24 protein-coding genes are annotated in these 24309 nt (G+C 41.8%); 10 read left to right on the top strand and 14 right to left on the bottom strand.

Features of this window, described 5'->3' with window-relative positions; translation table 11 throughout:
- Window positions 1-21: 21 nt before the first annotated feature.
- Complete coding sequence (locus tag TREAZ_RS15975; protein WP_015712937.1) at window positions 22-2454, bottom strand: helix-hairpin-helix domain-containing protein; 2433 nt, start codon at window positions 2452-2454, stop codon at window positions 22-24.
- Window positions 2455-2610: 156 nt separating this feature from the next.
- Here TREAZ_RS15975 and TREAZ_RS15970 point away from each other — a divergent pair, with 156 nt between their 5' ends.
- From TREAZ_RS15970 to TREAZ_RS15955, 5 genes are all read left to right on the top strand, one after another.
- Window positions 2611-4350, top strand: a complete 1740-nt coding sequence (locus TREAZ_RS15970) for a DUF262 domain-containing protein (protein ID WP_043923157.1) — start codon at window positions 2611-2613, stop codon at window positions 4348-4350.
- Between the two features lie 76 nt (window positions 4351-4426).
- Window positions 4427-4570 carry a hypothetical protein gene (locus tag TREAZ_RS18295; RefSeq protein ID WP_015712935.1) on the top strand — a complete coding sequence of 48 codons (144 nt, stop codon included), beginning with the start codon at window positions 4427-4429 and terminating at the stop codon, window positions 4568-4570.
- A gap of 6 nt (window positions 4571-4576) precedes the next feature.
- Window positions 4577-5563 (top strand): helix-turn-helix transcriptional regulator, encoded by a 987-nt coding sequence (locus TREAZ_RS15965; protein WP_015712934.1) that lies wholly within the window; start codon window positions 4577-4579, stop codon window positions 5561-5563.
- A 63-nt stretch (window positions 5564-5626) separates the two neighbouring features.
- A complete protein-coding gene (locus TREAZ_RS15960) occupies window positions 5627-6844 on the top strand; it encodes a hypothetical protein (RefSeq protein WP_015712933.1) in 1218 nt (405 codons plus the stop codon).
- A 74-nt stretch (window positions 6845-6918) separates the two neighbouring features.
- A complete protein-coding gene (locus TREAZ_RS15955; RefSeq protein ID WP_015709764.1) occupies window positions 6919-8160 on the top strand; it encodes an IS256 family transposase in 1242 nt (413 codons plus the stop codon).
- 418 nt (window positions 8161-8578) lie between these two features.
- Here the strand turns inward: TREAZ_RS15955 and TREAZ_RS18650 are convergent, their stop codons facing one another.
- From TREAZ_RS18650 to TREAZ_RS15920, 7 genes are all read right to left on the bottom strand, one after another.
- Window positions 8579-9256 carry a DnaJ domain-containing protein gene (locus TREAZ_RS18650; RefSeq protein WP_015712932.1) on the bottom strand — a complete coding sequence of 226 codons (678 nt, stop codon included), beginning with the start codon at window positions 9254-9256 and terminating at the stop codon, window positions 8579-8581.
- A 66-nt stretch (window positions 9257-9322) separates the two neighbouring features.
- Window positions 9323-10249: an MBL fold metallo-hydrolase gene (locus TREAZ_RS15945; RefSeq protein ID WP_015712931.1), complete on the bottom strand. Its 927-nt coding sequence runs from the start codon at window positions 10247-10249 to the stop codon at window positions 9323-9325.
- Between the two features lie 213 nt (window positions 10250-10462).
- The gene (locus TREAZ_RS15940; RefSeq protein WP_015712930.1) at window positions 10463-11785 is read right to left on the bottom strand and encodes a J domain-containing protein; all 1323 of its coding nucleotides are present in this window, start codon (window positions 11783-11785) and stop codon (window positions 10463-10465) included.
- A gap of 145 nt (window positions 11786-11930) precedes the next feature.
- Complete coding sequence (locus TREAZ_RS15935; protein ID WP_015712929.1) at window positions 11931-13109, bottom strand: hypothetical protein; 1179 nt, start codon at window positions 13107-13109, stop codon at window positions 11931-11933.
- An 8-nt stretch (window positions 13110-13117) separates the two neighbouring features.
- Window positions 13118-13849: a hypothetical protein gene (locus tag TREAZ_RS15930; protein WP_015712928.1), complete on the bottom strand. Its 732-nt coding sequence runs from the start codon at window positions 13847-13849 to the stop codon at window positions 13118-13120.
- Complete coding sequence (locus TREAZ_RS15925) at window positions 13849-14100, bottom strand: hypothetical protein (RefSeq protein WP_148257833.1); 252 nt, start codon at window positions 14098-14100, stop codon at window positions 13849-13851. Before TREAZ_RS15925 ends, TREAZ_RS15930 begins: the two co-directional genes overlap by 1 nt.
- Before the next feature lie 162 nt (window positions 14101-14262).
- Window positions 14263-14502, bottom strand: a complete 240-nt coding sequence (locus TREAZ_RS15920; RefSeq protein WP_015712926.1) for an SDR family oxidoreductase — start codon at window positions 14500-14502, stop codon at window positions 14263-14265.
- Between the two features lie 35 nt (window positions 14503-14537).
- Here TREAZ_RS15920 and TREAZ_RS15915 point away from each other — a divergent pair, with 35 nt between their 5' ends.
- Both TREAZ_RS15915 and TREAZ_RS18290 read left to right on the top strand, forming a co-directional pair.
- Window positions 14538-17240 carry an alpha-mannosidase gene (locus TREAZ_RS15915; protein ID WP_015712925.1) on the top strand — a complete coding sequence of 901 codons (2703 nt, stop codon included), beginning with the start codon at window positions 14538-14540 and terminating at the stop codon, window positions 17238-17240.
- 167 nt (window positions 17241-17407) lie between these two features.
- Window positions 17408-17548 (top strand): hypothetical protein, encoded by a 141-nt coding sequence (locus TREAZ_RS18290; protein ID WP_169312647.1) that lies wholly within the window; start codon window positions 17408-17410, stop codon window positions 17546-17548.
- Between the two features lie 193 nt (window positions 17549-17741).
- On the opposite strand, the gene TREAZ_RS18800 is transcribed toward TREAZ_RS18290, so the two are convergent.
- From TREAZ_RS18800 to TREAZ_RS15900, 4 genes are all read right to left on the bottom strand, one after another.
- Window positions 17742-17903, bottom strand: coding sequence for an alpha/beta fold hydrolase (locus TREAZ_RS18800; RefSeq protein ID WP_201764776.1), 162 nt, complete (start codon window positions 17901-17903; stop codon window positions 17742-17744).
- A 3-nt stretch (window positions 17904-17906) separates the two neighbouring features.
- The gene (locus tag TREAZ_RS18340; protein ID WP_052297704.1) at window positions 17907-18275 is read right to left on the bottom strand and encodes an alpha/beta fold hydrolase; all 369 of its coding nucleotides are present in this window, start codon (window positions 18273-18275) and stop codon (window positions 17907-17909) included.
- A gap of 3 nt (window positions 18276-18278) precedes the next feature.
- Entirely contained in the window at window positions 18279-18911 is a 633-nt protein-coding gene (locus TREAZ_RS15905; RefSeq protein ID WP_015712923.1) for a TetR/AcrR family transcriptional regulator, read from the bottom strand.
- A gap of 184 nt (window positions 18912-19095) precedes the next feature.
- On the bottom strand, window positions 19096-19314 hold the full coding sequence (locus TREAZ_RS15900) for a hypothetical protein (RefSeq protein WP_015712922.1): 219 nt from the start codon (window positions 19312-19314) through the stop codon (window positions 19096-19098).
- 88 nt (window positions 19315-19402) lie between these two features.
- Between TREAZ_RS15900 and TREAZ_RS15895 the strand changes: the two genes are divergently transcribed.
- The gene (locus TREAZ_RS15895; RefSeq protein WP_015712921.1) at window positions 19403-19612 is read left to right on the top strand and encodes a hypothetical protein; all 210 of its coding nucleotides are present in this window, start codon (window positions 19403-19405) and stop codon (window positions 19610-19612) included.
- Between the two features lie 36 nt (window positions 19613-19648).
- Window positions 19649-20083: a bacteriohemerythrin gene (locus TREAZ_RS15890; RefSeq protein ID WP_015712920.1), complete on the top strand. Its 435-nt coding sequence runs from the start codon at window positions 19649-19651 to the stop codon at window positions 20081-20083.
- A 65-nt stretch (window positions 20084-20148) separates the two neighbouring features.
- Here TREAZ_RS15890 and TREAZ_RS15885 read toward each other — a convergent pair whose 3' ends face one another.
- Entirely contained in the window at window positions 20149-21147 is a 999-nt protein-coding gene (locus TREAZ_RS15885; RefSeq protein WP_015712919.1) for an RNA ligase (ATP), read from the bottom strand.
- 98 nt (window positions 21148-21245) lie between these two features.
- Between TREAZ_RS15885 and pheT the strand changes: the two genes are divergently transcribed.
- Window positions 21246-22988 carry a phenylalanine--tRNA ligase subunit beta gene (pheT, locus tag TREAZ_RS15880; protein WP_015712918.1) on the top strand — a complete coding sequence of 581 codons (1743 nt, stop codon included), beginning with the start codon at window positions 21246-21248 and terminating at the stop codon, window positions 22986-22988.
- On the opposite strand, the gene TREAZ_RS15875 is transcribed toward pheT, so the two are convergent.
- A complete protein-coding gene (locus TREAZ_RS15875) occupies window positions 22978-24150 on the bottom strand; it encodes a type III PLP-dependent enzyme (protein ID WP_015712917.1) in 1173 nt (390 codons plus the stop codon). The two genes, pheT and TREAZ_RS15875, sit on opposite strands and share 11 nt — an antisense overlap.
- Window positions 24151-24309: the final 159 nt, after the last annotated feature.

Raw genomic sequence — 24309 nt, 5'->3', positions numbered from 1 at the left:
CAGTATGGCATCTTTCATGCTCTATTTTTTTCCTTTTTCCTGCATCTTCCTGAAAGCCTCGGCAAAGGGATTGTACATGGTGCCGTCATCATCGGGCCTGAGCTGGACCCCCTGGTTCCTGTCAGAACCCTTGTTCGGCCTTGGCGCTTGAGGCGAGGCCGCGCCGGGTTTGCTGCCTTGTGTCTGCTGGGGCCTCGGCCCCTGGGGCTTTGCCTGTTGGGAAGCGCCACCCGCCTTAACCGCGACAACATTCTTCTTGGCGCCGCTATCCGGGGTGGGCGCAGTACTCCGTTCGGTCTTCCTGCTCAAGCCGATGCGGCGTCTGTCGTTGTCCAGGGAAATGATGCGGAACTCCAGCACATCTCCCACCTTCACAAGATCCATAGGATCTTTGATAAAATGATCCGACAATTCCGAGATATGCACCAGGGCGGTTTCTTTGATTCCCAGATCCACAAAAGCGCCGAAGTCCACCACGTTTTTGATCTTCCCCGTGACCATCATGCCTTCGTGGAGATCCTCAAAGGTGAGCACCCCTTTCTGCATGATGGGCTTGGGGTAACCGTCGCGGGGGTCGCGGTTGGGTTTTTTGAGTTCTTCTACAATGTCGTTGAGGGTGGTGTCCCCCAGATTGTGCTTCTCTTTCAGTTCAGCCAAAATCTCTTTGGAGAGGTTCCCCGTAGCGGTAATGGTTTCGCGTATCACCCGGGCGGCTTCGTAATTTTCAGGATGCACCCAGGTATTGTCCAGGGGGTTTGCGCTCTCGGGGATCTTTAAAAACCCTGCGCACTGTTCAAAACTTTTCGGCCCCATGCCCGGCACCGTCACCAGTTCGTCACGGCTTGCGATCTTTCCTTTCTCGTCGCGGTACTTCACGATCTTCCGCGCAAGGGAACTGTTGATGCCCGACACATATTTGAGAAGTGAAGCGCTGGCGGTGTTGAGGTTGACCCCCACATTATTCACCACCGACGAAACCACCTCATCCAGAGTTTCCGAAAGTTTTTTCTGGTTCACGTCGTGCTGATAAAGCCCCACGCCGATTGATTTGGGATCGATCTTAACCAGTTCCGCCAATGGATCTTGCAGGCGGCGGCCAATGGAAATGGCGCCCCGTATGGTAAGGTCGAGCTCGGGGAATTCTTCCCGCGCAATATCGCTGGCCGAATACACCGAAGCGCCGTCCTCGTCCACAACGGTATACAGCACTTCAAGGTTATTCTCAGTAATCACCTGGGAGACAACTTCCTGCACATCTTTGCTGCCCGTGCCGTTTCCCACCGCGATAAGCTGGATATCGTATTTTTTAACCCCTTCGAGGATGAGCTTTTTGGCCTCTTCAATTTTGTGGTTATAGATGACGAAATTCGCCAGGTATTTTCCCGTGTCGTCCAAAAACGCGCACTTGGTTCCGGTGCGTATGCCAGGATCAACGCCCAGTACCCGCGTGCCCTTAATGGGCTGAGTCATGAGGAGGTTTTTCAAATTCTGGCTGAACACCGATATGCCGTGATCGTCCGCAGTATCGCCCTGGTCGCCCCGTATCTCCCGTATAACCGCAGGAGACAGAAGCCGCTTGAGGCCGTCCTCTACTGCGGTCTTGTGATAATCATTGTGAAGCGTATACTTGCCCTGCAGCAATTCCACCGCAGTGTTTTCATCAACATCAATCGTGATTTCCAACACGCCTTCGCGTTCGCCCCGGTTCACCGCCAGTACCCGGTGGGGCTTAATCTGCGAAAGCGCCTCGGTGTAGTCAAAGTACATCTGATAGGTGGAAGTCTTTTTGGCGTCTTCATCCCCCAGGCCCGTCTTGCCCGATCCCTTGATGATGATCTTCCCGTCTTTAAGGTAGAACGATTTGACGCCGGCGCGGTTTTCAGGGTCCTGCGAAACCTGTTCCGCAATAATGTCCATGGCTCCCTGAAGCGCATCCTCAGCGCTGGCCACCGACAGTTCGGGATGCTCCGCATCTTCGCGTATGAATTCCGCAGCCTTCGCCATGAGCGCGCCTGCGTCAAGTTCTTTCATTGCTTCGGCAAGGGGGCCAAGGCCCTTCTCTTCGGCGGCCATACCGCGGGTTTTCTTTTTGCGCTTATAGGGCGCATAAATATCTTCCAGCTCCGCAAGGGTTGCGGCCTTCGAAATATTTTCATAGAGGGGCTCGGTAAGCTTACCCTGTTCAAAGATACCCCGGATGATTTCGATGCGCCGGGTTTCAAGATTTGTGCCGCTTGAGAAATGGTGTTCGATATCCCGCACTTGCACCTCGTCCAGACTGCCGGTTTTTTCCTTGCGGTACCGGGCAATAAAGGGAACCGTGCTCCCCTCGCCCAAAAGGCCGACTACCGTCGAAACCTGGCTTATGTTGATATTGAGCTCCCCGGCAATGCGCCGCATGAGCTCCACTTCGTTGACTTTGAGGTTGGTGATAAATTCTTGAGTAAATTCCATATCTAATCAGTATACACGCAAACTGGGGTTTTGTAGAAGTGGGGGTTCAATGTGATCGTGATTCAAAGCGCACTTTGACGCGTTCCATATAGACATAGCTTTTATTTAAAAAATAAACACTTGATAAAATTCTAAAAGAATGGTATAAAGTCGATTATGTCTAAACTAAACGTAGATCAAAAGACCATTATGTTATTATTCTCAGATAAGAAGTCTGACTTTCTTATTCCCGACTATCAAAGACCTTATGCATGGGAGGAAGAGCAGTGTCAAACACTTTGGGATGACATTTTTTCTTTTGCTATTCCTGATAATAATTATGAAAATTTTAATGATAATGAGGAATATTTTCTAGGTTCTATTGTAACTTATAAAAACGAAAATGACAAAATGGAGATAATCGATGGACAACAGCGTCTGACTACTTTAATGCTATTGTTGCGGGCTTTTTATGTTAAATTTGGTAAAATGCAAGACGAAAATTCTAAAAAAACACGAGAGATGATTTCGCAATGTATTTGGAAAACGAATGCCTTTGGAATAGCAGATGTAAATAAATTGAAAATAAATTCAGAAGTGGCAACCGATAATGATAAAGAAGAGTTTCTTGAAATTTTGAAAAATGGTGAAGTAAAGAAAGAACAAAAAAGTAATTATGCAAAGAATTTTCGTTTTTTTCAGGAAAAAATCGATCAATTTTTATCAGAGTATCCTGCATATTTTGCATATCTTCCGGCAAGGATATTGGGCAATTGTATTCTACTGCCAATTGATGCAGAATCCCAGGATACTGCACTGAGAATTTTTTCAACTCTTAATGATCGCGGATTGCCTCTTTCAGATGCTGACATATTCAAGGCACAATTTTATAAATTCTATGGTGAGAAAGGGGAAAAAGATAGTTTTATTGTTCAATGGAAGGAACTTGAGGAAATATGTGGGGAAATATTTTATCCAACAACCGGAACCCCAATGGACGAATTGTTTACAAGGTATATGTATTATGAACGTGCAAAAAGAGATATCAAATCCAGTACGACAGAAGCACTTCGTAAATTTTATGAACGCGATAAATATAGTTTACTTAAACGAGCCGACACATTTAATAATCTTAAGATTCTTGCTAATTTTTGGCAAGATGTGTCAAATCAAAATAGTGAAAGGTTTTCTGATAAAATTTTACGAAAATTATTTACATTAAACTATGCTCCCAATGGGATGTGGAATTATTTTGTGTCGGTTTATTTTATGCATAATAAAGATTCAAATGAAAAACTTGATGATAATAAGTTTGAAAATTTCCTAACTAAAATTATTGCTTTTATATGGACTTATGCAATAGTTAATCCCGGAGTGAATGCTTTGCGAACACCGGTATTTGCAGAAATGTTAAATATTGTAAATGGCAAATCGGTAGAATTTGCCGGTTATAAGTTTGATTTTAATAATACAAAAAATGCTTTTGAACATTATGTATTTAGTAATGGCAGACCAATCACGAAATCAATGTTGACGTGGTGGGCATTCACCAATAATGAGCAATCATTACCGTCAGCAGAGACTATCTTTGAGATAGAACATATTTTTGCAAGAAAACGTCAGGAAAATCATAAAACTCTAAAGAACGAAAAGAATCTTGAATCTCTTGGAAATAAGGCTTTACTTGAAAAAAGAATTAACATTCGTGCATCCGATTACAGATTTTCGGACAAGATAAAATATTATCAAGGTTTTACCAACAGTAAGGGACAACTGAAGAAGGGGACTCAAATTAAGGAATTAGTAAAATTATCAGAAGGTAACATAGATTTCACTGAAGAAAACATTGAAAATAGAAATCGCCAAATAATAGATAATTTTATATCCTTCCTTAATGAAAATAATTTAATAAAATAATAAAATATGGGAGGGCACTTCGTCTACTAATTGTAAATGGCTTTTAGGAATGGGATTTTGTGGTATATTTTTGTTAATGGAAAAGTCTAAAATTTATCTTGGAATGACAATGTTTGGCTTCTATTATGCGCCTGATACTCCGGGGTATGCGGAGCTTAAAGCCCAGGTAGAGCAGATTTTTGACCAGATTAAGGCTGGGAAGTACGAGGCGGTGGTATAGGTCTAAATGAAAGCTAAAAAATTTGAAGAAAAAGTCCGCTCGTGGCGCGTTTTTGAGATTGATGCGGAAATCAGATCCGGTAAATATTCAACTGTCGCTCAACTGGCAAAAAAAGTTGAAGTGAATCCTCGGACAATACAGAGGGATATTGAATTCTTAAGGGTCATGTATGATGCGCCGATTGAATATAGTACCACCCATCGGGGTTATTACTATACTGATGATAATTTCTTTATAAAAAGTGTTATGCTTACAGAAGGTGAATTGTTTTCTCTTGCCATTTTTGAGCCTATGCTTGATCAATATCGTAATACGCCGCTTGAAAAGAATCTCAAAATTATTTTTGAAAAAATTATACGCTCATTACCTAATAATGTTTCAGTAGATACGGGTTTTTTAAATTCTCATATCAGTTTTGTTACCGACCAGCCAAGTAAAATAGATGTTACTACCTTTAATACTATTATAACAGCGTTACAAACAAAAAAAGCATTAAGTTTTGATTTTTTGCGGTTAAATGGCGATATTGACAGGAATAGAATGATGGATCCCTATCATGCGATTTGCCATCGTGGAAACTGGTATATTCTGGGTTTTAGTCATGAAAAAAAAGAAATGAGGGTGTTTTCATTTTCTCGTATCAAGAAGGTAGTAATAACTAATAAGGTATTCGATATCCCTTCTGATTTTAACCCTAATGATTTTTTTGATAAACAGATGGGAATTTGGGCATCCCGGCGTACTCCATATACTGTAGAGTTCTTGTTTGATAATGAAGTAAGAACGTTTGCTTTAGAGCGTCAATGGCATGAAACCCAGGAAATAACGGAGAATGAGGATGGCTCGGTTCTGGTTAAATTTACCACAACTCAGCTCCCTGATGTGCTTCGCTGGGTTTTAAGCCAGGGGCGTACGGTGAAGGTCTTGAACCCGCCGGAACTTGTTAAGATGGTGAGGGAGGAGGTGGAGATGATAGGGAAGAAGTATAAATAACTATAAAATAGGATGCTGCATACATGATTCAAAATTATAGTAACATATTATCAGGAGGAAATTATGAAATTACCATTTTTTAGGAAAAAACAGAAAAGCCAAATAGTAGCACAAAAATTCAATAATCAAAATGACAATTCAGAAGTAGCCTTACTTACCTTTGAAGGTAACATAAGAGATCAGATTATTGAAAAACTCAATGGAAATCTTTTTACTAAAGGCAGCTATATAGAAAATGGGGGTAAAATATCTTCAAAAAATATCCTATCTATGATTGGCATCGGAGCAGGTTCTTTGGGTGCTTCTACTGTTGCATCCACACAGCTATTTATGGCAACTGCGAATCCGGCAACATTAATGACTATAGGAAACGGGGTAGGCAGCGCTGTAATGGAGGCGGGTAGAATTGTTGCGCAAGCGCCATTTATTGCCGCCACAGGAGCTGTCATACCAGTTATTGCTCCTTTAATTGCTTTTCAAGCTATTTCAACTATAGCTATCATGAGTGAATTTGCGACGATAAATAAAAAATTAGATGATATAAAAGCAGTCATCGACAGAAGCATACAACGAAATGAAGCAACAGAAATTGGTACAATAATAAGTGCTTTTAATCGTCTTAAAGATATAGAAGATCAATTTTCTAACAGTAATCAATTTACAAATGAAATGCTTATAAGACTTTACTTATTAGAAAATAGTATTAATCCTATTTTTGAACGATATAAATATTTGTATTCAAGTCAAAAAATAAATGAAACAACAACATCTGATGATTTAAAATTTAAAAAAATGGATGCCTATTTTGCAATTATGTCTTCAATGCTGGATATGAGAATAGATTTGTTGAGGTTAAAAGTAACTATTCAAGAAGATCCGAGTTATATGAGTGAATCAGCGATTAGGTTTAGTGAAAAAATCGCTTTTTATAATAAACTATGGGGAGAAATAAAAGACAACTCTGAAGAAATAAAGGATATTTCTACAAAAATGTCTGATACAATTAATCAAATGAGTTGGTGGCAAAAGAATTTTTCAATATTGGGAAGAAGAGAAGAAAGAGAAGACTTGGAAAAAAAATCTGCTGAATTTGGCAGGGAGAGTGAAAATTTTAAAACAATGCTAAATGATGATATCAAAAAAGCCCAAGAATTAAGTGATGATATGAAAAAAAATCTTAAAAGCAGTAAAATGAATTTAATATATTGGAAGGACGAAAATGGTGAACATTCATATTATACTGATGATTTATTGATTGGGCAAGAAACTAAGCTGGAATGAAGAGCGGAATTTAGGGGCCTGTCCTGAAGTTTGTGTAAATGGCCAAAATATGGTAGAAATACCAAGGAGACAAAATGGCCAGTACACGAAAACTGAAAGAGAAGGATCTGATCGACCAAATACTCGATCAGATAGACCTTAAAGGAATGACCCAGGAAGAAATCCTTGGACAGGAAGGATTATTAAAGCATCTGACAGGGAAGCTGCTAAGCCGTGTCATGAATGCTGAAATGGACGAGCATTTGGGGTATGAAAAGAATTCCAACGCCGGGGACAATTCGGGGGACAGCCGAAACGGGTACAGTGAAAAGACAGTCCTGACAGAGAATCAGAGTGCAGTGATACAGGTACCACGGGACCGCAATGGAACGTTCGAACCCAAGATACTGGCGAAACACCAAAGACGGCTCCCTATATTTAACGACCAGGTTATTTCGATGTATTCCTTTGGGATGACCGACCGGGATATTAAATCACACCTGGAAAAAATATATAACGTGGAAGTCTCCCCTGAATTGATAAGCCGTGTCACTGCAGCGGTGATGGAAGAAGTGAAGGAGTGGCAGAATCGGCAGCTGGAAAAATCTTATGCCATCGTGTATTTGGACGCCCTGAGGGTCAAGACCAAACAGGACGGGAAAAGCTGTACCAAGAGCGTCTATGTGGCTCTGGGAGTGAATTTCGAGGGTCAGAAGGAGGTATTGGGCCTTTGGATAGCGGAGAACGAAGGGGCTAAGTTCTGGATGGGCGTCCTGAACGAAATAAAGAACCGGGGAGTGGAAGACATACTCATCGCTTGCATGGACGGCCTTACCGGTTTCCCCGAAGCGGTTCGGGCAGTATTTCCCAAGACCCGTATCCAATTGTGCATTGTCCACATGGTGCGTAATTCCACCAAGTTTGTTTCCTGGAAAGACCTGAAAAAAATCTGTGCCGATCTTAAGGCCATATATTCGGCAGCCACCGAGGAAGCCGGCCGTGACGCACTGGAAGAATTCGGCAAGATATGGGATGCCAAGTACCCGATGATATACCAGTCCTGGGATACCCACTGGGATGACTTAAGCGAGTTCTTTAAATACCCGCCTGAAATCCGCAAGGCAATTTACACGACAAATGCAATTGAGTCATTAAATTACCAGCTGCGAAAAGTCACAAAAAACCGCTCGACATTTCCGAACGATGATGCTATATTTAAGATATTGTATTTGGCAATTAGGAATGCGTCAGAGAAATGGACAATGCCGGTACGGGATTGGGGGATGGCGCTCAACCAATTCGCTATTATTTTTGGCAATGAACGGGTTCCGTTCTAAATAATTCATTGCCATTTACACAAAAATTCGGACACGTCCGAATTTAGTGAGCCTGGCAAAATTCTGGCCTCAATAGATTCCTTCCCGGTTCGCCGGGGGTACTTTTGGGTTACAAATGTATCCTTCCGATCTCAGCTCTTTTCATTGATTCTATGTCAAATATAGCTCCCTGTTCTATCTCATTAGTGTGTAATTCAAAATACCTTCTACGCTGTATTTCTTCTTGTTTCCCCTTTTCTCATCCATGTAAAAGTATACAGTCAAGCATATCAGAAAAGAGACAATTATACTCAGGCATCGAGCCATAACTTTTAATAACACTTACTCATGTGTTTTATATAATATCATAAACCATATGACTATTCAATCAAAAATGAAACTTTCATCAAATTTTCGTCGATATGGTTTGGACCTATCCTTATAATTTAAAATAGATTGGCAATTCAAATAACCACTTCTTCTGATGTTTTTCGCTATATTGGTATAATTCTAACCTATGACTATTTGGTTTTACTTTCTTTTTAGTATCCCAGTTTATAAGATTATATTCTAGTCGACCAATTATCTTTAAAACATAATCTAGCTGAAAAGTTTGTGAATTCTTGTAAAAATATTTATATAATTTATCATGATAAGGTTTTCCTATTTTTCTAGCATAATACCAACCATTTCCTTCAACGCGCATATATATATCAAAAATATATTCCCATCCATCAATTATCCATTGTCTTGTTTTATGATAATCTGACTCAGTATTTATGGGAAAATACTTTCTTAACAATCTTAAAAGCCTCAAAGTTTTTGTTTTTGCTTCTTCAACAGTTATATCAGAAAGATCAATATCACACCATTCATCAATATTTTCGAATGGAGTACTATATTCATAAAATGACTCATCATCAAATGTTTCCGAGCCATTAAATACAGCATTATTTACTATCGACTCATATGCCTCATGGATTTCGAGGAATTTAGAATATGCATCCGTGGATTTATTTAAATCCGGATGATATTGCAATACAAGTCTTTTATAAGCTTTTCTGATTTCATTAATACTTGCATTATATTGTACGCCAAGGATATCATAATTATTCATTGAAACCTCCTTAATATTTTGAATTTATTTAAAAATTCCTCCCGGTATTACCGGGAGGATAAACTGTTATATCTCTATTGCCATTCCTTCTTTAGCCATAAACTGCAATATACTTTTGTCTTTGAAATTATTGAATATTTCATTCAATTTTTCGTCAGTATGGTTAGGGTTGTAATGAAAAGGTATAAGCGTACCAATACCGGCTTTTGTAGCATTTTCAATTGCCATATTGTAAGTTGAATGGCCGAAGCCTTGAACAATCATTTTATTGCTGTAATATTCTTCGTCAGTATATTGGGTATCGTGGATCATATAATCACAGCCTTTGGCGAAATTGATTACTCTCATATCACCGCCGGTATGACTTTCAATATCCCATATACAAGCAACGGATTTCGATGTTTTAGCATCGGTAACCTTGAAATAAAGGGCGCCTTGCTGGGGGTGCGACGGGGCAAAGGACTGCATCACGTCTACGATATAGACAAGTTCGTCTTTGTTTGCTTTTGCAGCGGTATCGGTATACGGGATAGGAATACCACTTGCAGTTATGGCAATTCTTTGACCATCACTTAATACCCCGTGGTTGCGGTATGATTTTAGGTCGCGATATTCAATGGGATATGTAGGCGGAAGCATTTTCTGCTTCAATACTGCGCCCACGTTTTTTTTGAGGGTTTCCATACCCAGTAAATAAAGGGTTACTTGAGGCAGGAAGTTGGGGGCGAAAAAGGTAAACCCTTCCGTATGATCAGGGTGCAGGTGGGTAAAGAGAATGGGGAAAGTAGTATTTACTGACCCGTCGAACAGCCCCTTCATGAGTTCTTGACCAGCGGTAACAATACCGTTGCCAGCATCAATGAAAAGGGGTACTGTTTTTCCTTTACTGTTTTCATTGAAGAAAGCTACTGATGCGGTCTTTCCGCCATAGCCCATCATTCTTGCGTCCGGGGTAGGATAGCTGCCGCGCACTCCGTAAAATTTCATTTTCATATATGCTCCTTCGGCACTCTGGGGATGACTTACACAAACTCAATCCTCCATAGCCATCAATCTATATAAGGAATAATAGCCTTGCCCGACGACATCTAATGTCGCGTTTAAAAATTTCTTAAGCTTTTTTTGTAAAAATCGAGGATTAATAGTAAAAAATGTATAAAAAAGTATACATTATAGGAATTTTCTGAATGATACTACTTAATCTTTTCATTGATTTTCAATCCATTTATAAAGATAGTCTTTTGCGGCGTTAATTTTTTTTGCCATTTCAGTGCATTCTTCTGTATTCTTATTAATATCAGGATGATATTTTTTCATTTGAATTTTATATGCTTTCTTAATCTCTTCTTTAGTTAGACTAAAAGAGAGTCGTAAAATTTCGCAATGTTTTTTCGTTTCTGCATCCGAATATCGAAAATTTGATCTTCTGTATTCATTTCTTCGTTTATATTCATATTGTTCACCATCTTGATGCTTTTGATATTCTTGTCGCATTCTTTCTTTTTGACGCTGCTGTTCTTCTTCTCGTTGCTGCTGTTCATATTTGCGATGTTCTTCTTGGCGTCGTTGTTCTTCTTGTCTCCGGCGTTCTCCCTCTCTTCTTTGTTCTTCTTCCTGTTTTTGTTTGTATAGTTTTGCTTTTTCTTCACGCTCACGCTGTTTTTCAATTTCTCGGTTCTTTTTCAGGGTTTTTTGCTCTTCTTCCCATTCTTGATGCTGCATACATCGTTTTTCAGAATCCATGGTTTCGATTAATTCCTGATTATTGCTTAAATCTAATTCAAAAATGATTTTGTGTACTTTAAATTGAATATCCAAATTATCTAATTTGCAATAATCTGGCATTGTTTCAAAATGAATGGGGATTTTATTTATGTGACACACAATAAATATAATTACTGCAGACCAGAGTATTATATTAGTATCGTCATATTTTATAACATTGTTGATTACTAATTTATTTTTTAATTTTATACAAATTTTAAAAATATCATTATCTAAATAAGCTGAACAAAAATCATATAAAAAATTCCCTAATTTTTCCTCGCCTTTTAATTTTTTTTCGTTTGATAATTCATCTTGCTTTTGTTGTTCTGTCTCTCTTTTCTGTTTTTCTTGTTCCTGTTGTTCTGCTGGTTTTTGCCGCTCTGCTTCCCTGTGGAGTTTTTCGTTCGTTCTTTGCTCTTCTTGCTCATGGAGTTTCTTTTGGCGTAGTTCCTCTAACAGTTTTCGCTGCTCTTGCTGTTCCCATTTTTCTGCTTCTTCATATTCCTTTTGTTTTTGCAGCCTTTCTTCCATCCATTTTTTTAATTGTTTTTGTTGTTCTTGCTGTTCCCTCAATTGTTCTTCTTTTTCTTCTTCGGCCTCCTTCTGCTGCTCCTCTTGTCTCCATTGTTCTTCTTGCTTTCGATGTACCTCTTTCATGAGTTCTTCTTCTTGCCATAGCTGGTTATTACGTTTTAATGATTCTTTCAAATTAAATTGAATTTTTTGTTTCCGTAATTTAGTTTTAATTGTGTTAAAAAACATGATTTTCCTGATTTTGCTAAATAATTATCAGCAAATTTTTATAATGATTAATATTCATTGATTAATTTTAATACCCCGATACTAGATGTATCATAAAGGCAGATATTACCTTGTATTTTCAGTGTAATAAAAGAACTGCCCATATTTATTCTTTCAGCACATAATAGGGTACTAATATGTATACGCGTATCATTTTTATTCTTCGAAAAAACATCTTCCTTTTTTGATTAAAAAAAACAAATTCAATTTTGTCATTATCAAAAATATAAATTAAATCCGAAGGGCAATATGGGTCTTCTATAATATAATCAAGATATTGACTTGCAAAATCAAGATCTATAGAAGTATTCTGACTTTCCTTTTGTGAAGTCTCTTTTTTATAATAACCTGGAGTTAGTTCTTTTAATAACGCTGCATAAACACGGTCGTTTATAGCTATAACATTTGGTTTAGAGCCAGATCTATAAACAAGTCTATATAATCTTTTTATACAATCAGAAATTTTTTCATTTTCTGCTTGAATAATAAACTCTCCTGCTAGTCTTTTTATATCTTTTGATCTTTTTAGTCCATTAAAATCATTTTCTATATATCTATCCCATTTTTCATCTTTCCTTTCGTATATTGATGGCACCCAAGCAGATAATCCTTGTGGTAATAATGGTGTACCATCAGTATCCCTGCATCCAGATATACATAAATATGAATTTTCTGGGTAGACTTCATTTTCTGTTGCTGAAAAAGTAATAACATTTTCCGAAATATTAGTTATAACATTTATTGATTTTCCTAATCTGTTTCCTGGAAATCCAGACTCTATTGTTCCTTGAAATGTGGTTCCAACATGAATAGACATTATTGATTCTTCAGATAATTGTACGTTATTCATTATGCCACTTTTGGTAGCGATCTCTTTTTTAACTTTAAAAAATTCTCCATATCCCATACCATAAAAAGATGTTGCAATTAATTTTCTTAATGATTCTGTAGCAATAAATAATTCTGCTCCATGAATAACTTCTGTTTCAGTTTGATCTTTAATGGATGTACTATCAACAAAATAGGAACCATATAATTCTTTGCATGGAACGGTAATATCAGTAAATTTATTGTTTTTTAAAGCCTTATCTTTTGCATCGTCATAGTTCCCTGATGCCGAACCACCATCTCCATAGAGAACACTATAACAATATTTATTATCACTTATTGTAGTCTTTCCCAATGACTTAAAAACAGGGGAATTCCTAAATAATAGACTATTTGTACCATCTCTATAGTAATTTCTTAATTCAGTTAAAATTTTATCAATGTTTAGTATTGACATAATTCCTCCTAATTATCATATTCTTTTAAGTATCTATAAATCGGGTTTTCTATATTTCTTTTGAAATTATCAGATTCCTTAGAGTAATATGCGTCGAATAACCGAAAACATTCAGAAATATTAAATTGTGGATTAAAACCAATTTTTTTAATGATGGAGAACCATACGGTTAACTCCTTAGAATTAGCATATGTTTCATTCATGTCATCTCGTAAAGAACTATCAGACTTAAAATTAATCCTATTATAAATAGATAATTTTTTATCTAATAGAACACTGAAATCGGGAGTAAAATTCATAATAGGATTACTTTCCATCAATTTTGAGAATTCTGAATTCCTTATAAATAAATCTTTAATTATTCTTCCATGATTTATTTTTGTCCTAAAAATATTAGCAGAACATCGCTCAATATAATTTATTGATAATGGATTTATAATATCAGAGGACTCAATAATATCAAAAATTACATTTGGATAATCCAACCACTCATCATCATTTTCAGAATGGTAGAATATATAAGAAATTGAGTCAGATGATAATTCAAACCTGGCAGCAGCATTACCACTTGATCGTAAAACATAATTGTTGATATCATCCTCATTATAAGTATCATAATCATCTAATGTAGGAATGTATTTTGTGATGTTTTCAAGTATGTTGTATATATCCTTATGATCAAAACAATTTTTCCTTAAATTCAAATCTATTTTCCATAAAAATGCTTTAGAATGATCCATTAAATTCCCCCTTGGTTTTCTGAATCGCTTTGAAATAAAACATCAAACAAATGAGTCATAACTGGTAAATGGATGGGTTTTTGAGAAGGAATCCATAATTCGGCCTTAAAATGCTGAGAAGTAAACCATTTTTCATGAACGCCAAAATCAATTTCATCAGAATGATAGAAATAATTTAAGTTTTCACAGAACAAGCATCTTTCTCCTTCCATGTTTTCTTTACAGCAGTTATACCATTTACCTATAGTCATATTTATCCACCTTCGATAATGATTTTATCATTTTCAATGATAACTATCAATAATATTAGAGTTTAGGTACGACACTTGATGTCGCGAGCGAAAATTTTTCAGAATTTTAATAGAAATATTGTTTATAACAGGTTGATTCAGTTCATGAATTCTCTAATATCTCTAAAAATTTTGACAACCTTTCATGTCGGCGCCAGTTCCCCATCTGTTGGCAGGAATCCGGGCGCTGATCTGGGCGAACCTGGTTTCGTTCGCCAGAAGGGCTTCGTTCATGTCGGTGGCCATATAGCCCGGAGCTATGCAGTTTACATTGACTCCCCGGGCAAGCCAGTCGTTGGAAAGTTCCTTGATAAGCTGCATAACTCCGCCCTTGGCTGCCTCCGGTAGCGATGACAGATACAAGGGATAATGTTAAACTAATCCAGCGGAGGTACACGATGGCCGTATCAAAAAAGACAATCTACGCGGTTTCCAAAACCCACTGGGACAGGGAATGGTATCTGGATTTTCAGAATTTCAGGGTGCGCCTGGTAAGGCTGGTCGATAACCTTCTGGACATACTCGAAAGAGATCCCGGCTATGTTTCCTTTATGATGGATGGGCAAATGATACCCATTGAAGATTACCTTGCGGTAAAGCCTGAGGCTTTTGACAGGATTAAAAAACTGGTTCTGGACGGACGCCTGGTAATCGGACCCTGGTATGTGCTCCCCGACGAAGTGCTCATTTCAGGCGAATCCCATATACGCAACTGGCTTATGGGTGAAAGGCTGAGCCGCAAATTTGGCAAAAAGATGAACATAGGCTATCTCCCCGATTCCTTCGGTCACCCGTCGCAGATGCCCCAGATCCTTGCAGGCCTCGGCATGAAGCAGATGACCTTTTGGCGGGGCGCTACTGAAGATGTGGATAAAAATGAATTCTACTGGGAGTCTCCTGACGGCTCCAAAATTTTCGTGAACCTTATGCCCATAGGTTATTCCACGGGCGCTGAATTCCCCGATGATCCCGATCTTCTGGCTAAACGTTTGGACAAATACATAGACGATTCATCCCCCAGAGCAAGTACCGATGTACTTTACCTGAGCAACGGCGGGGATCATCTTGAAGCGGTTCCCTATCTTTCAAAAGTGATAAAGGGCGCCAATCAAAAAATGAAGAAAGGAAAAATCGTCCATACCACCCTTGAAGAATTTTTTACTGCCCTTGAAAAAGAAATAAAAGGAAAAAGCATCAAAACCCATAAGGGCGAAATGATGGGAACCCATACGGCCATTATACTTACATCCACAATTTCTACCCGTATGTACCTTAAACAGGCCAATTTTGAGGTGCAGAGCCTTCTCGAAAATACCCTGGAGCCCATTCACAGTTTTGCTGCTCTTCAGGGTTATCCCTATCCGAAAGAACTGATACTCGAGGCATGGCGCAGCCTGCTCCAAAACCAGCCCCACGATTCCATCTGCGGCTGCAGCATAGATGCGGTACACCGCGACATGATTTACCGCTACAACCAGTCCCGCGAAATTGGCTCAGCCCTGCTCGATCGCTGCAGTATTTTCTACAATGGTATCAGCGCTGAAGGTCTCAAAGGCGATATTGCTGCCGCAGTGTTTAATTCTTCCGGTATTTCCCGCAGTGATACACTTAATCTTACTGTGGATCTTGATCCTGTACTTATGGGGAAGATTGATTTTAACGAGACCGGAAACAAAAAGGCCAAAGTAATTACCATCGAGGATCTCCTGGGAAGGGATATTCCCGCTTCAGTAAAAGCCTTTGACGGTGAAAAAGAGATTCCCTGCTTCCTTAACAGCGCCGAAGTTTTTACCGGCAAGCTCAAACTCAACCCTTATACCTTCCCGAACCAGTATTGCACCCTGCGCTGTAATATCACCCTGCTTGTTAAAGATGTGCCCCCCATGGGTTACAAAACCATAAGTTTTAAGCCTGTTTTTAGTGCTTCCGGGGCTAAAACACCGGCTTCCTGTGAAACCCTTCCCATCTCCGAAATCGAAAATGAATTTTTTAAGGTTTGCGCTGATACTGACGGCAGTTTTAAAGTTTTCGATAAAAAGACCAAAGCCCTCTATACCGGCATAGGCCGCCTCGCCGATTCAGGCGACTGCGGTGATGAATATACCTACTGTCCTCCCGAATATGACAGTACCGTATTTGCCGATCCTTCTTCACTTAGTATTAAAACTGTTAAAAATGGAAAAGTCAGCCAGGCCATCTCTGTATCTGGTATTTTTCATCTTCCTGAAACTACAATTGACACCGATGTGCGCCGCAGCGGAAAACTCGTAGATTGCAGTTTTACTACCAGGCTTACTTTGTATTACGGTATACCCCGCCTGGATATGGAAACCCAATTCGACAACAAGGCTGAGTATCACCGCCTCAGGGTTCTTTTTCCCCTGGGCTTCAAAGCCGGACTTTCAGTCAGTGCCGGAGCATTTTCGGTAGACGAGCGCCCTGTAGAAAAGGTAATTGAGCCGGGGTGGCAGGAATACTTTACTACCAACCCTCAGAAGGAATTTTGTGATGTCTCCGGTGATGAACATGGTCTTACCATTGCTAACCGGGGTCTTCCTGAATTTGAAGTTTACAACGAAGAATCCGGTTCTGTGATCGCCGTAACCCTGCTTCGCTGCGTTGGTGAAATCAGCAAGTGGAAAATGCGCACCCGCAAAGACCGGGGCGGCTGGCTTGTTTTTGCCCCCGAAGGCCAGTGCAAGGGTGCGCACAGCTTCCAGTACTCGGTTATACCCCACAAGGAAACTTGGGAAACTTCAGCCAGTTATATCGAAGCGCGTAATTTCGCAGTCCCCCTGTCGGCTCTTCCTGTGACCCCCACAGCCAAAGGCCCCCTTCCCCAAACTCAAAGCTTTCTCAGCCTTTCCAAAGGCCTCAATGTTACCTGTTTCAAACCCTGTGAATTTGAAGAAGGCCATATCTTAAGGTTTTACAATACTACCACAAAAAAAATTAAAGGCGCAGTGGAATTTAAATTCCCCGTAAAAAAGGCATTTATGGCGGGGCTTAATGAAGAAACCCTTTCAGAATTAACCCTTACCGGAGGAAAAGTACAAATCGACGTTCCGCCTTTTTGGATTGTCACACTTAAATTGCGGTGACTCTGTTTTTGGTGAAACTAAATTTTTTTAAATTTATTTTATGACTATACGCCACCTAAAAAATATCCACCTTTAATTGAAAAATTAAGCGGAATTATATCAGAAAAGGATCTAAAAAAACTCGCTAAAAATGACGAAAAAGTGGGTTATATATTACGAGAAGGCATATGAAGAAAAAACTGTTTATTGATTCGGATATAGTTAAGAAGAAAAGCTGCCCGGCTCATAATATACTCGGACGTGTCGCTTCAACAACTGCTATTCGCCCGGCGAATTTTCAAATGCTATTTCACGAAAAACGGCAATAAACTTTTCAGATTCTTCCATGTTTGGAGAATGGGCAGAATTGCTAAATGTAAAAAAGGCTTTTTTAGGAGCTTCCAGGGCATCTAAATATTTTTCTGCAAGAACGTTTTAAGTATGTCTTTAAAAGCAAGCCCCTGATGCAAATGCCCGATTCCGTATTTGTTGAGAATTTCAGTCCTGACTTTTACGAGATATTCAAGCTGCGAGAAATCGTCTATACGCGAGATAGTTTTCTGGATATTTTTCTATTGTTTTAACGCCAAGATATGAACCCCAGGAGTGCCCCAGGAGGTATATTTTATCTTGACCGAAACGCGATTTGAGATATTCTGTAATTTCATGCGTATCCTCCACCATTTGCTATGTTGTCATAGTCGATGGATCTGTTGATTTGGAGTAGGTCATTCCCGCGCCGCGCTGATCCCAGTAGCAAACAGTAAAATATTTTTCAAGGTGTTCGCTTTTTTCCAAATAAGAAATAAATTGCAGCATCGGCGTTCCGGGGCCGCCATGCAGGTAGAGTATTACGGGGTTTTGAGGGTTCTCTCCCCGAATAAACATTCCCTGCCTGATTCCATTGACTTCGATCAATGCTTTTTCGGAAATCGAACCCTGAATGACATTTCCTTGCGCATCTTTTAACTGCGGAAGTTTGCCGGGGCTGGTTATCAGGATAAGCAGAACTCCCGCAAACAGAATGCCGATGATGAATAACAGCACTTTGCCCACCTTTTACACCTCCAGGAAATTGACAACAGCCTTTGCCAAGGTTTGAAACATTTCGGAAATAACCATTTCCGACGAATTGAGTGCCACGCTTTGCGCAATTCCATCGATAAAGCTGCTTACAAACTGAATAATGGAGCGGGGAGGGATTTTAGGGCGGAAAACGCCTTTCTCCACATTGATCATGGCGTATTCCACAATTTTGCCTTGCGCGTACTCAAGGCTTTTCTTAAACTTCAGATTGGAAAATACAGCGGCTCTTTTCTCAAAATCATAGGCATATAAAACCGTCAGTTCAAAAAACGTTTTGCCGACAACGGATTTCAATAGTTCCTCGATGTACTCCCCCATTGCCATGAAACATTCAGCAAGGATTGTTTTTTCTGCCTGCCCTGAGCTTAATACTGTATCAATCCTTTGTTCTAACGAGGTATTGGTAGTATAGGTATTGATAAAGTCCGCATAGATACCGTCCAAACCCGAATAATACCGATAAATCGCTCCCTGGCTGAAACCGGATTTTTTAATAATGTCCCGCATGGTAATCAGATACAGGGGCTTTTTTTTCAATACCTCCCCTGTGCATTTAAGAATAAAATTTCTTTTATCTATCAGGTATTCCTCCGTAACTTTAGGCATACATGCCCCTCCTCTTGATATAAATGACATAGTGTCATTTATATTGTAATCTGACCCCTATGAAATGTCAACACGGCCCGAACAAGGGGTACTAAACCAGCGTATTCGAATAAACAACTGTACCGCTACATATAGCGCGCTTGCGAGGAGAGAGCACTAGGCAAATTCAGTGCCTGGCGCCCTGTTATCGGTGAGGCTTGTTCAAGCCTGTATTTTCGTCTTTGGTTTTTTCATATATCCCCGGCTCATAGACTTCCCGCTTATACCCAAGCCGATCCAGTTCGCAGGCGAGCAGATAATTTACCGAATCGGAAAAGGTTTTCCCGCCATTTTCCCTTCCCCATTCGTCTATGGCGTTTGAAAGCCATCCTTCCCATCTAACATTATGCTGTACCTTTTTCATATCCCCATTATCGAGTAAATTTGCTTTATTTTCAATTTGTATAATTTTTCTATTGACAACAGTCCCATTTTGGGACTATATTGGGACTATGAAAGAAAAGAAGAAACTGCGGACTATTCAAATCCCCGAATGGATGGATGACGCTGTTTTCGAGCTTGCTGTAAAGAATAAGCGGAGTATCAACGAGGAGATTGAATTTCTGGTGGAGGCGGCAGTGAGGAGTTACACCGCAAGAAAGGAAGCGAATGGCCCGGCGGCTGTTCTGCCGGAAACGATGCTGGACGGGTCGCGGATCTAGGCTTAGGGTAGAGAATGGCAATACGTGAAGGAACAAATGGAACCAAAAGAATATACAGCATGGGATCCAAAATATTTACTGAATATTAAGAAATTGGATAATGAACACAAGGAAATAATAAATTTCATAAATGATGCACTAAAACATTGTAACGGAAATAGGGAAGAAGAAATAAAATATTTTAATACACGGATACAAATAATACTAAAATATATTGCCAAGCATTTTTCCGCAGAAGAAGAAATGATGGAAAAAACCAATTTTCCGCATTATGAGGAACATAAAGCAGAACATGGCAAAATATTTATAAGCGTTGTAAAAATAATGACTGAAATAGAAATGGGGAAGAGAGAAATAGATTTGCTGGGGTTTATGCAATACATAAGAAAATGGTGTTTAGAACACATATTAACACATGACAAAGGCGGAGTAGAATATTTTAAGAAATGGGAGGAACAAAATGGCAAATGAAGGGATTCGGGAAGATTGCCGCTAATCGAACAATGCTACCCAAGAAAGGTGCCCCTAAGCGCGCCTCACTCCTTCAGCAGCGCATCGTTGTTGAGCACCTTGAAGGACACCAGGTGCGGCGACCGGCTATGGCGCACGACGATACCCTCTTTGTCCAGGCCGCTCGGGTACTTGCCCCGAGCTTTTTCCAAGAGTTCATCCAAAGTGTATGAGAAGTGTTCCCCCTCTTCCTCCAGGGGTACGGTGGGAACACCCAGTGCAACGCAGCCTTCTACCATGGCCTCGTAGGATACATACACGCCCTTGTTCCATTCTTTATAATCGAACACATACCATTCATATTGGGGCAGGCGCAGTTTGTTTTTTTGTATGCCGGGCCCGCAAAGCTCGCCGGTCAGGACAATGTTTTTGCCGAGGGCCAGAAGCTTTTCTTTTAGCCCGTAGTGATACACAGGCGCCCAATAGAGCGAATCCTTTTCGTCCTTGATCTCGTGGTTTCTGCTGCAACAGCCGATTTTACCGTCGATGCAATATACGATGCAGGATGTGCCGTCCATTTTGGTCGTAATGTAGTAAGCCTCGCCGCAGAGGCGTTCCAGCAGATCGGTCGCCGATTGAATGCGTATCTCGTCGGAAGCCGGTATGCCATGGGGCCTGTCTCCAATCGACGTACCCGAACCGGTGGCTACTTCCGGAATATACCATTTTTTCACATTCAGGATTTCTGTGACATCAGCGCCCACAGAATAATCTGCCAGTTCCGGAAAACCGGAGAAGGGGAGCAGCAGCCCCTGGGACAGCTGGCCCCGCAGTTTTATGGTCTTGATGCGAAAACCCTGCCCATTGTCCGCATTATCCTTCCACGATGTTTTACGCAGGAATTCATAACGAGCATCCTCAGGCAAAAAGCTGTCCACTTCAAAATACACAGCCAAATCGCCCGGCCTGAACTCGCCTTTCTTTACCACGCATTGCCAGCCCATCACATGGGCAATCTCCAAAAAATCCGAACCCTCGATAGGCGAAATGTTCCCAACTTTTTGAATACTGGCTAATGAACGCATAGGATACCTCCGTCTTTGTATAGTATAGCACTTTTTTTGAATGGTGCCAGGCGCCATGGCTCTTGTAAATCGGCCTCTTTTTATCCTATTATCAACTTATGCCAAAGATTGAAGTAAACGAAGAAGTATTCTATACTCTTGCGGGACGCCGCTGGAACACTAAAGAAGAATTCGAGGACGCCCTCAGCTCTGCCAAGGCGGAGTTGGACGAGGACTCGGACAAGAAGCTGCCGCCCTCCGAGCGCATCCTCAAGATCGAGCTCAACGATACCAACAGGCCCGACCTTTGGGGTACTGCGGGCTGCGCCAGGCAGCTCAGGGTTCACAACGGCGGGAAGATGCCGGACTATCCTTTCTTCTCGAAAACTGGGGATATCAAGAAGGCTTCCAAAAAAGTCAAGGTAGAAAAGAGCGTGCAAAAAGTGCGCCCCTTCCTTGCGGGCTTTATCGCGTCAGGCAAGGCCATTTCTGACCCCATGCTGCGGGACATGATACAGACCCAGGAAAAGCTGGCCTGGAATTTCGGGCGCAAGCGGCGGACTATTTCCATGGGCCTTTACCGCATCGGGATCATCAAATGGCCCATCATCTACAAGGCCGTTGATCCCGATTCGGTTTCTTTTGTGCCCCTCCAGTGGGACGTGCCCCTGACCTTGCGGGAAATTTTGAAGCAGCATCCCAAGGGCAAGGAGTACGGCTTTATCCAGGAGCATGAGCCCCTTCATCCGCTTTTGACCGATACCACCGGGGCTATTCTTTCGTATCCGCCCATCATCAATTCCGCTGACCTTGGCGCAGTGCAGGTGGGCGACACGGATCTCTTCGTGGAATTGACCGGAACGGATCTTCCTGCGGTAACTTTGGCTGCCTCCATCGTGGCCTGCGATTTGGCCGACAACGGCTTTACCATCGAGCCTGTGGAAGTGGAGTACGAGTACGACACGCCTTTCGGGAAAAATGTTACCACTCCCTGGTATTTTCAGGAGCCTGTGTTCTGTTCCCTTGCGCGGGTCGAGAAGGTTTTGGGCGAAAAGCTCAGCGCCGATGATTGCCTTGCCGCCCTTGCCGGAATGGGCGTCAGGGCCGAAAAGGCGACAGAGGCCGAGCGCGGCGGTACTGCGGTCCTTGAAGGGGTCAAGGCATGGCCCCCCGAATACCGGAACGATTTTCTCCATGCGGCAGACGTTGCCGAGGATGTGATGATGGGCAGGGGCCTCAATACCTTTAAGCCCGAGCGTCCCCATGACTTTACCGTGGGCCGCCTTACGCCCATCACCCTTTTCAGCCGCAAGGTGAAGGAGATCATGGTGGGCCTGGGGTATCAGGAAATGATTTACAATTACCTGGGTTCACGCAAGGACTTTGTAGAAAAAATGCGGGGCGACGGGAAGAAGACCATACGCATCTCGAACCCCATGACCGAGAATTACGAATACGTGAGGGACTCTGTTCTGACCTCCCTCATGTCGAGCGAATCTGTGTCCGGGCACGCGGTGTATCCCCATAAAATTTTTGAAATCGGGAAAGTGGCGTATCTCAACGATAAGGAAAATTACGGCACTTCCACCCGCCAGTATCTTGGCTTCCTCCATGCGGACAGGGACGCCAATTTCAACACTCTGGCAGGGCAGCTTCAAACACTTTTCTACTATATTAATAGCGAATACCAGGTGGAAGAATCCCGGGATTCACGCTTTATTCCGGGGCGCGCGGCGAACATCATCTATAAGGGTCGGCGCATCGGCGTTTTTGGAGAGCTGCATCCGGAGCTGCTGGAAAACTGGGGCGTGGCTATGCCCTGCACGGCTGCGGAGATCGATATTGAGGCTGTCATTTCATAATATACGTCTTGATGGGCAGGAAGCCGTTAAAGCTTACCGAGGCGTAGCTCCCCGTGTAGGCGCCGGTGGAAAGAAAGTAGAGGCGGTCGCCTATCTTGAGATCCACGGGCATGCGGTATTTGTAATCTTCGTAAAGGATGTCCATGGAGTCGCAGGTGGGGCCCGCGAGGATCACCTCGGCTTCCTTGCCGCCTACAACATCTTTACTGGTAACGATGGGATATTTGATGGACTCGTCCAGGGTCTCGATAAGGCCGTTGAATTTGCCGGTGTCGAGATAGACCCAGCGGTTTAGGGCGGTGTTGTTTTTCCGCGAAACCAGGATCACTTCGGAGACCAGGATGCCGCTGTTGCCCACAAGGGAGCGGCCGGGCTCCAGAATGATCTTTGGGAGGTCGTCGCCGAAATCGTCCAATAAATAGCGTTTGATTTCCGTTGAATACTCTGCAAGGTCGTTGGTGGGCTGGGTGTAGTTGGCCGGAAAGCCGCCGCCCATGTTTATCATCGAAAGCCTTATGCCCTCGTCTTCTTCCAGGGAAGTGAAAAGATACCTGGTCTTGGCGATGGCGTCGTCCCACTGGCCTATGTCGCGCTGCTGGCTTCCTACATGGAAGCTTATTCCGTAGGGGGTAAGGCCCAGATCCCGCGCCATGATGAGAAGGTCGTAGGCCATGTCGGGGTGGCAGCCGAATTTGCGGGAAAGGGGCCAGTCGGCGGTGGTGGAGTTTTCTACCAATATACGGACGTAGATGCGGGCGCCGGGGGCTTGCTGGGCTATGTTTTTGAGATCTTCTTTGCTGTCCGTGGCGAACATGGGGACGCCCTTCTCGCGGAAGTAGGCTATGTCCCTGGCCTTTTTGATGGTATTGCCGTAGGAAAGCCTTTCGGGGGAGATGCCCAGGGCGAGAACCTTGTCCAGTTCGGGGCGGGAGGCTATGTCAAAGCAGGAACCGAGCTCCGCAAGCAGGGATATTATTTCTTCTTCGGGATTGGCTTTGACCGCGTAGTAAATGTCGGCGTAGGGGAAAAGCCCTTTAAGCCGGGTAAAGTTGTTCCGTATAGTTTGAAGATTAACCACTATACAGGGAGTTTCAAGATCCCTGGAGAACTCCAGGAACCGCCGCCAGTCTTCATCTGAAACATATTCACCCTTGTTAACCATGAGGCGCCGCCTTGTGAATAAGATGGGGATTAAATCCTCAAAACCCCCTCCAAGGGGTCAAAAGATCCTAGCATAATCGCCCTTTGTAGGCTAGTATTCAGGCATGGCGGTTTGAAAAAATGGCGGATGTTTTGATAGCAGCATTGGCAGTCGAGCAGG

This window comes from Leadbettera azotonutricia ZAS-9 (genome assembly GCF_000214355.1).
GTDB classification, from domain to species: domain Bacteria; phylum Spirochaetota; class Spirochaetia; order Treponematales; family Breznakiellaceae; genus Leadbettera; species Leadbettera azotonutricia.
Note: the sequence above shows the minus strand (reverse complement) of the source record. Positions and strands in the feature narration are given on the sequence as shown.

Excerpts from the sequence above, each read along its gene's own strand:
- TREAZ_RS15890 (WP_015712920.1), top strand. The coding sequence starts at position 19,649 with ATGGAACCAAAAGAATATACAGCATGGGATCCAAAATATTTACTGAAT.
- TREAZ_RS15875 (WP_015712917.1), bottom strand. The coding sequence starts at position 24,150 with ATGGTTAACAAGGGTGAATATGTTTCAGATGAAGACTGGCGGCGGTTC.
- TREAZ_RS15905 (WP_015712923.1), bottom strand. The coding sequence starts at position 18,911 with ATGCCTAAAGTTACGGAGGAATACCTGATAGATAAAAGAAATTTTATT.
- TREAZ_RS15955 (WP_015709764.1), top strand. The coding sequence starts at position 6,919 with ATGGCCAGTACACGAAAACTGAAAGAGAAGGATCTGATCGACCAAATA.
- TREAZ_RS15960 (WP_015712933.1), top strand. The coding sequence starts at position 5,627 with ATGAAATTACCATTTTTTAGGAAAAAACAGAAAAGCCAAATAGTAGCA.
- TREAZ_RS15975 (WP_015712937.1), bottom strand. The coding sequence starts at position 2,454 with ATGGAATTTACTCAAGAATTTATCACCAACCTCAAAGTCAACGAAGTG.
- TREAZ_RS15885 (WP_015712919.1), bottom strand. The coding sequence starts at position 21,147 with ATGCGTTCATTAGCCAGTATTCAAAAAGTTGGGAACATTTCGCCTATC.
- TREAZ_RS15970 (WP_043923157.1), top strand. The coding sequence starts at position 2,611 with ATGTCTAAACTAAACGTAGATCAAAAGACCATTATGTTATTATTCTCA.
- TREAZ_RS15925 (WP_148257833.1), bottom strand. The coding sequence starts at position 14,100 with ATGACTATAGGTAAATGGTATAACTGCTGTAAAGAAAACATGGAAGGA.
- TREAZ_RS15900 (WP_015712922.1), bottom strand. The coding sequence starts at position 19,314 with ATGAAAAAGGTACAGCATAATGTTAGATGGGAAGGATGGCTTTCAAAC.
- TREAZ_RS18290 (WP_169312647.1), top strand. The coding sequence starts at position 17,408 with ATGAAGAAAAAACTGTTTATTGATTCGGATATAGTTAAGAAGAAAAGC.
- TREAZ_RS18650 (WP_015712932.1), bottom strand. The coding sequence starts at position 9,256 with ATGAATAATTATGATATCCTTGGCGTACAATATAATGCAAGTATTAAT.
- TREAZ_RS18800 (WP_201764776.1), bottom strand. The coding sequence starts at position 17,903 with ATGGTGGAGGATACGCATGAAATTACAGAATATCTCAAATCGCGTTTC.
- TREAZ_RS15935 (WP_015712929.1), bottom strand. The coding sequence starts at position 13,109 with ATGTCAATACTAAACATTGATAAAATTTTAACTGAATTAAGAAATTAC.
- TREAZ_RS15940 (WP_015712930.1), bottom strand. The coding sequence starts at position 11,785 with ATGTTTTTTAACACAATTAAAACTAAATTACGGAAACAAAAAATTCAA.
- TREAZ_RS15895 (WP_015712921.1), top strand. The coding sequence starts at position 19,403 with ATGAAAGAAAAGAAGAAACTGCGGACTATTCAAATCCCCGAATGGATG.
- pheT (WP_015712918.1), top strand. The coding sequence starts at position 21,246 with ATGCCAAAGATTGAAGTAAACGAAGAAGTATTCTATACTCTTGCGGGA.
- TREAZ_RS15930 (WP_015712928.1), bottom strand. The coding sequence starts at position 13,849 with ATGGATCATTCTAAAGCATTTTTATGGAAAATAGATTTGAATTTAAGG.
- TREAZ_RS15965 (WP_015712934.1), top strand. The coding sequence starts at position 4,577 with ATGAAAGCTAAAAAATTTGAAGAAAAAGTCCGCTCGTGGCGCGTTTTT.
- TREAZ_RS18295 (WP_015712935.1), top strand. The coding sequence starts at position 4,427 with ATGGAAAAGTCTAAAATTTATCTTGGAATGACAATGTTTGGCTTCTAT.
- TREAZ_RS15915 (WP_015712925.1), top strand. The coding sequence starts at position 14,538 with ATGGCCGTATCAAAAAAGACAATCTACGCGGTTTCCAAAACCCACTGG.
- TREAZ_RS15945 (WP_015712931.1), bottom strand. The coding sequence starts at position 10,249 with ATGAAAATGAAATTTTACGGAGTGCGCGGCAGCTATCCTACCCCGGAC.